The organism is Prescottella sp. GW823-FHT02E09, assembly GCF_058797375.1.
The window spans coordinates 67225-75793 of sequence record NZ_JBXAJP010000016.1 but is presented as its reverse complement, the minus strand read 5'-3'; the positions used below and the strand labels follow the sequence as shown (position 1 = coordinate 75793).

Genomic DNA, 8569 nt, shown 5'->3' with positions numbered 1-8569 from the left:
CCCCCCCCCCCCCCCCCCCCCCCCCCCCCCCCCCCCCCCCCCCCCCCCCCCCCCCCCCCCCCCCCCCCCCCCCCCTCGACCGAGAACCACACTCCGCCGCGGAGAAACTCTGTACGGAATGCGAGGTTTCGTACTAAACGGCGGACACGAAGTTCTGTCCGTCAGGCCCGGCCCGACCGCGTCAGTCCCGGGGCAGACCCAACATCCGCTCGGCGATCACGTTGAGCTGCACCTCGGTGGTACCGCCGTAGATCGTCGTGGCCCGGCCGGCGATGAGCTGTTCCATCGCCTTGTCGCTCGGCTGCCCGGGCACGGCCACGACCCCCGCCGGACCCAGCTCGGCTACCACGAACTCCGAGATCGCTTGTCCCAGAGCCATGCCCAGGAGTTTTCCGACCGAAGACGTCGTACTCACGTCCGCACCGGAGAGTTGCTTCAGGACCACCCGCGCGCCGATCAGATCGATCACCTGGCTCTCGGCGATCAACTCGCCGAAGCGGTAGCGGCCCACCGGACCCTGTTCCCGGCCGTGCACGAACGCGAGCAGATCCTTGTCGCTCGCGTACGCCTCCATCTTCTGACTCAGCGCCACCCGCTCCCCCGCCAGTGTGGTCCGAGCGACGTGCCAGCCGTCGTTCACCGCACCGACCACGTTCGCGTCCGGAACGAACACGTCGTCGAGGAACACCTCGTTGAACAGGGCCGAACCGGTCATCTCCCGCAGCGGCCGCACCGTCACACCCGGAGTGGACATGTCCAGCACGAAGTAAGTGATGCCCTCGTGCTTCGGCCGGGACGGGTCGGTGCGGGCGATGAGCATCGCCCAGTCCGCGAACTGCGCGACGGTGGTCCAGATCTTCTGGCCGGTGATCTTCCAGCCACCGTCGACCTTCTCGCCCCTGGTGGTCAGCGACGCGAGGTCGGAACCGGCGCCGGGCTCGGAGAACAGGTGACACCACACCAGGTCACCCCGCAGAGTGGGCACGGCCAGTTCCCGCTTCTGCGTCTCGGAACCGTGCGCCACCACCGCCTGCACGGCCCAGCCGCCCATCAGCAACTGGGGAAGCGCAATTCCCGCGGCCTTGATCTCCTGCGCGATGACGATCTGTTCGAGCGGCCCGGCGCCGCGCCCGTACGGCTTCGGCAGATGCGGCTGCACCCAGCCTCCGTCGCCGAGTGCGATCAACTGGTCGTCCTCGTCGTCGACGGCCGCGATCGGCGCGAGTTCGGCACGCACGGCCACACGGATGTTCTCGGCCTCCGGCGGCAGCTCCAACTCCGACTGCCGCACCACGCCCGCGAGCGCCTGCTCCGCGACGCGCTCCACCCGTTCCTCGCGGGTTCCGAGCACGCCGCGGATCGCCAGAGCGCGGCGGTAGTACAGGTGCGCGTCGTGCTCCCACGTGAACCCGATTCCGCCGTGTACCTGGATGCAGTCCTGCGCCACCTCGACGGCGGCGTCGGGCACGATCACCGCCGCCACCTCGGCCGCGAAGTCGGCCGTATCGTCGTCGATGTCGAGCGCCGACGCCGCATCCCAGATCCCGGCCCGCGCCTTCTCCAACGCGATGCCCATGTGCGCACACTTGTGTTTGACGCCCTGGAACTGCCCGATCGGACGCCCGAACTGGACGCGGGTCGTGGCGTACTCGGCCGCCGTGGACACGCACCACGACATCACGCCCGCCGCCTCGGCGGCGAGCACCACCGACACGATCGACCTGACACGTCGCTCGGTCAGCCCGTCCAGTACCCGGTCGGCCCCGACGCTCACCCCGGCGGCCTCGACCCGCGCCGACCCGCGGAGGACGTCGACGCCGTCCTGCGGTGTGACCGTCAGGTCGGCGTGGTCCACGACGACCCAGCGCACGGCATCTGCCACGCCGGCCGGCAGCAGCAGCACGTCCGCGTGCTCGCCACCGAGGACCGCATCGAGGGTTCCGGAGAGCCGGTACCCCTCGCCCTCCGAGGTCGCCTGCAGCGGTGGCCCGAGAGCAATTGCCGCGGTGCGCGATCCGTCGAGCAGACCGGGGAGCACCTCGATCCCGATCTTCGAGTCTGCGGCGCCGAGGATCGCCGCGGCCGCGGCCGTGGGCACGAACGGCCCGGGCGCGACGGTGCGCCCCAGAGCCTCCAGTGCCACAGCGAGTGTGAGCAGGCCGGCGCCGTGACCGCCCCGGTTCGCCGGCACCGCGAGCCCCAGCAGATCCTGGCCGGCCAGCGCCGACCAGAAGGGTGGGAACTTCTCCTCGGTGCGGGCCTCTACCGCGGCCCGCACCTGCTCGGCGGTGACGGTCCGCTCCGCGAATCCGCGAACCGAATCGGCCAGCGCCGCATGCTCGTCGCTCAGGCCCAGACCGAGTTCGTAGGTATTGCGTGCCACGTCGGCCCCCTCAGCCCAGGCGCTCGGCAAGGTCGTCGACGGTCCACGGACCGTCGCTCTCGATGGTGTCGCCGCCGTGCCAGTTGATCAGTTCGGAGATGGCACCGCCCTGCACCGCGTACACCTTGCCGGTGAGCTTGCAGTCGGCCGTCGCGAGCCGGGCGACGAGCGGCGAGATGTTCGACGGCGCGAACGCGTCGAACTCGCCCTCCGGCACCTCGGCGGCGAACAGCGCACCCATGCCGGGGGTCGCGAGCGTGAGTCGCGTGCGGGCGATGGGCGCGATCGCGTTGACTCGCACGCCGTACCGCTCGAGTTCGTCGGCCGCGACGAGAGTGAGCGCGGCGATACCGGCCTTCGCGGCGCCGTAGTTTCCTTGGCCGGCGTTGGGCATGAACGTGCCCGACGCGGACGCGGTGTTGATCACCGACGCCCGCACCGGCTCACCGGACTTGGACTGCGCCTTCCAGTACGCGGCCGCGTGGTGCAGCGTCGCGGCGTGCCCCTTGAGGTGCACCGCGATCACGGCGTCCCACTGGCTCTCCTCCATCCCCGCGATGAAGGCATCGCGCAGGATGCCCGCATTGTTGACCAGGATGTCGAGGCGGCCGAACTCACGCACGGCCTGCGCGACGAGCGCCGCGGCGCCCGCCCAGTCGGCGACGTTGTCGGTGTTCGCGACGGCTCTGCCGCCTGCGTCGACGATCTCGTCCACCACCTGCTGCGCCGGACCGGTGTCCGCGCCCGTGCCGTCGTTGGCGCCGCCGAGATCGTTGACCACGACCGCGGCGCCCTCCGCCGCGAAGAGCAGTGCATGCTCACGGCCGATGCCGCGTCCCGCGCCGGTGACGATCGCGACACGTCCGTCCAGGGTTCCCATCAGTGTTCTCCTCCGTCACACAGTCAGTTGGCACACAGTCAGTCGGCGATGACGGCGAGGCCGTCCTTGATGACCAGCTCGTCACCGACGGTGGTCTCGTACGCATAGGTGGTGGCTCCGGATTCGGAACCCGACGTCCGGAACCGTGTCTCGATGTCCTGTTCCGGCAGAACCGGTTTGGCGAATCGGACCGCGAGCCGCTTCATTCGCTCGACGTCGCCGTCGGCGAACTCGGTGAGCGCGGCCCACGACGTGAACGCCATGGTGCACAGGCCGTGGTTGATGATGCCCGGCAGCCCGGACATGCGGGCGATCTCGTCATCCAGATGGATCGGCATGGGATCCCCCGACGCCGGCGAATACCGGAACGTCTGGTCCTTGTCGATGCGCTGCGCCACCGACGCCACGGGAGGCGCGACGCGCAGCGCGTCGTCGAACCGGTGCGCGGGCGCCCGATCCCCGAGACCCGGCCCGGCATCGACCTTGCGGAAGAACGCCGTCATCCACTGCTCGTTCACCAGTTCCCCGGTGTCCGTGCGGGTCTCGACGTAGACGACCACGGTGGATCCGTTCTCGCGTCCCTCGAACCCGATCGGCTTGGCCCGGGCCACCAGGGTGTCGCCCGGGTAGATCGGCCGGCGGAAGTGGAAGTCCTGCTCGCCGTGCACGAGTTTCATCAGCAGTTCGACGGGCGCCACCGACAGCGCCGCGGGCGCCATCGACGTGAACGCCGGGACCACCGCGAACACCGGCGGGGCGACCTCGCCGCGCAGGTGCCGCTCGATGGGGTCGTTCGTGGCCGCCGCGTACTCGGCTATGCGTTCGGCGGTGACCTCGAACTGTTCCGCGTCGGTCCAGACTCCGAGACCGGAGGTGTCGAATTCGACCGTGGGCGTGGTCACGGCGCGCCTAGCCGACCAGCTCGGCGAACTTCGCGAGGGACGCCTCGAGATCGGCGGCCGCGTTCTTGGCGACGGCCTTGCCGATCGGCCCGACGATCATGGTGCCCTTGAAGCTCGCGTCGATGACGGCCTTACTCCCCGAGCCGTTGGGCTGGACCTGGAGGGTGAACTCCACGGTGACGCCGGCCATTCCGGTGCCCGCGATCCTGACCAGCTTCGGGACCTCGACCTCGGTGACGGTCCACTCGATCTTGTTGGCCATGCCCATCACCGAGACCACCTCGGTGAAGGTGGCGCCCAGACGAACCTCGGTGGGCAGTTCGCTCTTCCAGCCCTCGTGGATGGTGAGCCACTCCTCCCAGCGGGAGAGGTCGGAGAGCGCAGCCCACGCCTTGTCGGGCGCGGCAGGCAGAGCGGCGGAGACGGAAACGGAAGCCATGACTACTCCTGGGATGTTGTGGGACAGAATGATTCAGCGTTCTGCGGGCCGGTACGCGGTGACGACGACCGCGCCGCCGAGGCCGATGTTGTGTTGCAGGGCCACCCGGGCGTCGTCGACCTGCCGCTTGTCGGCGGCGCCGCGCAGCTGCCATGTCAGTTCGCTGCACTGCGCGAGACCGGTGGCACCGAGCGGATGGCCCTTCGAGATGAGGCCGCCGGACGGGTTGACCACCCAGCGTCCGCCGTACGTGGTGTCGTCGGCGTCGACGAGCTTGCCACCCTCCCCCTCGGCGCACAGCCCGAGCGCCTCGTACGTGAGCAGTTCGTTGGTGGAGAAGCAGTCGTGCAGTTCGATGACGTCGATGTCGGCCGGACCGATGCCCGCCTGCTCGTAGACGCGGCGCGCAGCGGTACGGGTCATGTCGGCTCCGACCAGGCTGATCGCGCTACGGTCCTCGAAGGTGCTGGGCAGGTCGGTGACCATGGCCTGGCCGACGATCTCGACGGCCTGCGCCGCGAGTCCGTGCCGGTCCACGAAGTCCTCGCTCGCGACTATCACCGCGCCCGAGCCGTCCGACGTGGGCGAACACTGCAGCTTGGTGAGCGGGCCGTAGATCGGCTTGGCCGCCAAGACCTCCTCGAGCGTGTACTCGTCCTGGAACTGCGCGTACGGGTTGTTCATCGAATGCCGATGATTCTTGACGCCGATCTTGGCGAACTGCTCGACGGTGGTGCCGTAGCGCTCCATGTGCTCGTTGCCGGCCGCCCCGAACATGTACGGCGCCGGCGGCATCGCGAACTCCTGCAGTTCGGCGAGTGCGAGCAGGTGCCGCATCATCGGCTGCTCACGGTCGTCGTACGTGGTGCCGAGCGATCCGGTCTGCATCTTCTCGAACCCCAGCGCCAGCGCGCAGTCCGCCTGACCACTGCGGACCGCCTGCGTCGCGAGGTAGAGCGCAGTCGAGCCCGTCGAACAGTTGTTGTTGACGTTGACGATCGGGATGCCCGTGAGGCCCAACTCGTACACCGCACGCTGACCCGACGTCGACTCGCCGTACACGTACCCGACGTACGCCTGCTGGACCTCGCGGTAGTCGATGCCCGCATCCTCGAGCGCCTTGGTCCCGGCCTCCCGCGCCATGTCGGGGTAGTCCCACTCGCGCGAGCCCGGCTTCTCGAACTTCGTCATCCCCACACCGACGACGAAAACCCTGTTGCTCATGCCGACTCCCGATTCGGATCAAGTGTGTGTGACAAGCTGTCCAGCCAAAAGTAAGTGAGACACGCTGTCCAGTCAATGCCGACTCGATTACTGTTCACCGAATGACGGACGGACGCGCGACCCGGTGGGACGACCACAAGGTGCAGCGCCGGGACCGGATCCTCGAGGCGGCCCTGACCGCGATCGAGGCCGGCGGACCGGACATCGGGGTTCAGCAGATCTGCGAGCGCGCGCAGGTCCCCCGCTCGGTGGTCTACCGGATCTTCGCCGACCGCGGCGACCTCGACGAACAGATCCGGATCCGGATCATCGACGTCATGATGGCCGACCTGACCCCGGCACTCACCCCACACGGCACCGTCCGGGAGACGATCGAACTCGCGGTCGACACGTACGTGAAGTGGATCGTCGAACACCCCCGCCTGCACGCTTTCCTCAGCAAGGGTTCGCCCAGCCGGCGGACCGTCGGCTCACGGGTGGTGACCGGCACCAAGACCGCGATCGGCGTGCAGCTCGGTGCGCTGCTGACCGGCATCCTCGACCGGCGGGGGCAGGCGTCGAACCTCGCAGAGTCGCTGGCCTTCGCACTCGTCGGGCTTGTCGACGCGACGGTCAACCGCTGGCTGAGCCAGACCGAGCGCACGGTCTCGAGCGACGAACTCGCACGCTTTCTCGTGACGTCGATCTGGAGCGTACTCGAGGGCAACCTACGAGAGATGGGCGTGACCGTCGAACTGGCCACGCCCATCTCCGAACTGTAGTCGGCGCCTACCTCAGGCGACGCTCCTGGCGGCGGCGTACGCATCGACGAACCGCTGCATCTGATCGGTGATCCCGGTCAGGCTGTATCCGGACCGGAGTTCCACGGCCGCAACCTGATCGGCGGCCACTGCGGGGAGCCGGACGAAGGTGGGCGACGTCAGTTCCGGCGCGTCGGAAAACGTCGGCGGAACCAGCAACAGATCGGCCGGGTAGACCCCCGGCTCCTCCCAGGTCGCCGACGCCCAGAAACCGTCCGCACTGTCGAGCTGTGCGAACTTCACACCCAGATCGTCGAGCAGACTGCCCAGCGGTGTCCATCCGGGCACGGCGTAGTCGAGACCCGACTGGAGCGGGATCACGTATGCGACATCGATGTCCGCCCGCTGCGCGGCCAGCTCCCGCACCCGTTCGCTCAGCCGACCGAGATCTTCACTCCTGGCCGAGTAGACGTCGGTCGACTCGGTGCCGCCGATCCCCACGATCAGCGCCCGGAAGTCGTCCAGGGCCGCCTGAGCACCGTCGGTGATCTTCACCCCGGCGATCGGCGCGACCTTCTCGACGCGATCGATGTCCTCGCCCCAGATGCTGCCGAAGTTGCCTCCGTTGTACGAGCTCCAGATGTCGATGACCAGATCCGGGTCCACGGCGAGGAGCTTCTCCGCATTGATGTCGGTGTCGGTCTCGCTGACGTGCGCGATCCCCTCGAAATCGAATGCTCTCAAGGTGGATTCGTCGATCCGCGAGAACCCGATGATGCCGACCGGGGTGATGCCGTACTCCATCAGGACCGGCGCGGTGTCGGCAGTCGCGACGATCCGGTCAGGAACCTCGTCGAGCACGATCTCGGTGCCGCGCGCATCGGTGTATCGCCAGCCTTCCGCGCTCTCGCCGGACGCGGCCGAGGACGACTGTCCGCAGGCCGACAGAATCGCCGAGAGCGAGAGCGCCACGATCGCGAGCACCGTACGGCGGCCACGTCGGGATCGCGGCGGACATCTATCGATCACTTCTACCCCATGTCGTCGAGCGGTCACCGGAACCCGTCCGGGCCGAGAGTTAAGTAAGCCTCTCCTACCCACCAGACCGTAGGGCGAATCCGTCTCCGAATCAATCAGGCAATTTCGTCAGAGAATGTCGCAAACCGATCAGCGATCGGAACTCTTACGGAACGCCATGGGCGTGATGCCGGTCGTCTGCCGGAAGACGGCCACGAAACTGCTCGCCGAGGCATAACCGACCCGGTCGGCCACCTCCGCGACCGGGCAGCCCTGCCCGAGCAGGGACATCGCGACGTTCATGCGCAGCAGGATCCGCCACTGGCCGAAGCTGACACCGGTGTCCTCCCGGAACTGACGACCGAGGGTGCTCGTGCTGACTCCGATCTCGCGGGCCCAGTCCGCGAACGTCCGCGGGTCGTCGGGCGTCCTCAACAACGCCTGTGCGATACGTGCAGCCGGGCCCGCGCCGGGGACCGCGATCCGGCCGCGCTCGTCCGCCGGCTCCAGCAGATCGAGCAGGACCGCTTCCGCCCTGCTTCGCGCCTCGGTCGGCATCTCGCGCGAACTGAGGTGCACCATGAGCTCGGTCAGCAGCGTCGTGCCGTGCACCGTGACGGGGCCGGCGCCGAACGTCGGGCCGAGTCCCGCTGCCACGTAGGTGGTGAGGAATCTCGAGTTCGCGGCGACCCGGACCGAGTGGCGGCAGCGGGCCGGAATCCAGATGCCCCGCCCGGGAAGCAGGTTCCACACGTGCACGCCCGATCGGACCACCACGGTTCCCGACAGCGGAACCAGGATCTCGTCGGCCCGATGGTGGTGCATCTCCCAGGTGACCGCCTGCCTGGTACTCGCGGGACCGCCCCATACCGCGAGGTCCTCGGGCTCCGCCTCCATCGCGCACTCCGGCACGACCAATTCGTTCGTCGACGGCACACCCCAGCGCAGCCATTCACCGTCGTGTTCCCTATGAGACGCCGTCAC

At 68.6% G+C, this 8569-nt stretch carries 8 protein-coding genes; 1 reads left to right on the top strand and 7 read right to left on the bottom strand.

The features are described 5' to 3' along the window. Window positions 1-181: 181 nt before the first annotated feature. From AC1RIF_RS26820 to AC1RIF_RS26800, 5 genes are read right to left on the bottom strand one after another with little or no spacing between them, the layout of a single operon-like run. Window positions 182-2383: an acyl-CoA dehydrogenase family protein gene (locus AC1RIF_RS26820; protein ID WP_492604427.1), complete on the bottom strand. Its 2202-nt coding sequence runs from the start codon at window positions 2381-2383 to the stop codon at window positions 182-184. Window positions 2384-2393: 10 nt separating this feature from the next. Next, on the bottom strand, window positions 2394-3263 hold the full coding sequence (locus AC1RIF_RS26815) for an SDR family oxidoreductase (protein ID WP_492604426.1): 870 nt from the start codon (window positions 3261-3263) through the stop codon (window positions 2394-2396). Window positions 3264-3301: 38 nt separating this feature from the next. Beyond that, entirely contained in the window at window positions 3302-4165 is an 864-nt protein-coding gene (locus tag AC1RIF_RS26810) for a MaoC/PaaZ C-terminal domain-containing protein (protein ID WP_492604425.1), read from the bottom strand. 7 nt (window positions 4166-4172) lie between these two features. Next, window positions 4173-4604, bottom strand: coding sequence for a type II toxin-antitoxin system Rv0910 family toxin (locus AC1RIF_RS26805; protein ID WP_492604424.1), 432 nt, complete (start codon window positions 4602-4604; stop codon window positions 4173-4175). Window positions 4605-4637: 33 nt separating this feature from the next. After that, window positions 4638-5828, bottom strand: coding sequence for a lipid-transfer protein (locus tag AC1RIF_RS26800; RefSeq protein WP_492604423.1), 1191 nt, complete (start codon window positions 5826-5828; stop codon window positions 4638-4640). A 101-nt stretch (window positions 5829-5929) separates the two neighbouring features. On the opposite strand from AC1RIF_RS26800, the gene AC1RIF_RS26795 reads away from it, so the two are divergent. Further along, window positions 5930-6589 carry a TetR/AcrR family transcriptional regulator gene (locus tag AC1RIF_RS26795; protein ID WP_492604422.1) on the top strand — a complete coding sequence of 220 codons (660 nt, stop codon included), beginning with the start codon at window positions 5930-5932 and terminating at the stop codon, window positions 6587-6589. A gap of 12 nt (window positions 6590-6601) precedes the next feature. Here the strand turns inward: AC1RIF_RS26795 and AC1RIF_RS26790 are convergent, their stop codons facing one another. Further along, on the bottom strand, window positions 6602-7540 hold the full coding sequence (locus AC1RIF_RS26790) for a substrate-binding domain-containing protein (RefSeq protein WP_492604421.1): 939 nt from the start codon (window positions 7538-7540) through the stop codon (window positions 6602-6604). Between the two features lie 195 nt (window positions 7541-7735). Then, entirely contained in the window at window positions 7736-8569 is an 834-nt protein-coding gene (locus AC1RIF_RS26785; RefSeq protein ID WP_492604420.1) for a helix-turn-helix domain-containing protein, read from the bottom strand.

Excerpts from the sequence above, each read along its gene's own strand:
- AC1RIF_RS26815 (WP_492604426.1), bottom strand. The coding sequence starts at position 3,263 with ATGGGAACCCTGGACGGACGTGTCGCGATCGTCACCGGCGCGGGACGC.
- AC1RIF_RS26805 (WP_492604424.1), bottom strand. The coding sequence starts at position 4,604 with ATGGCTTCCGTTTCCGTCTCCGCCGCTCTGCCTGCCGCGCCCGACAAG.
- AC1RIF_RS26800 (WP_492604423.1), bottom strand. The coding sequence starts at position 5,828 with ATGAGCAACAGGGTTTTCGTCGTCGGTGTGGGGATGACGAAGTTCGAG.
- AC1RIF_RS26795 (WP_492604422.1), top strand. The coding sequence starts at position 5,930 with ATGACGGACGGACGCGCGACCCGGTGGGACGACCACAAGGTGCAGCGC.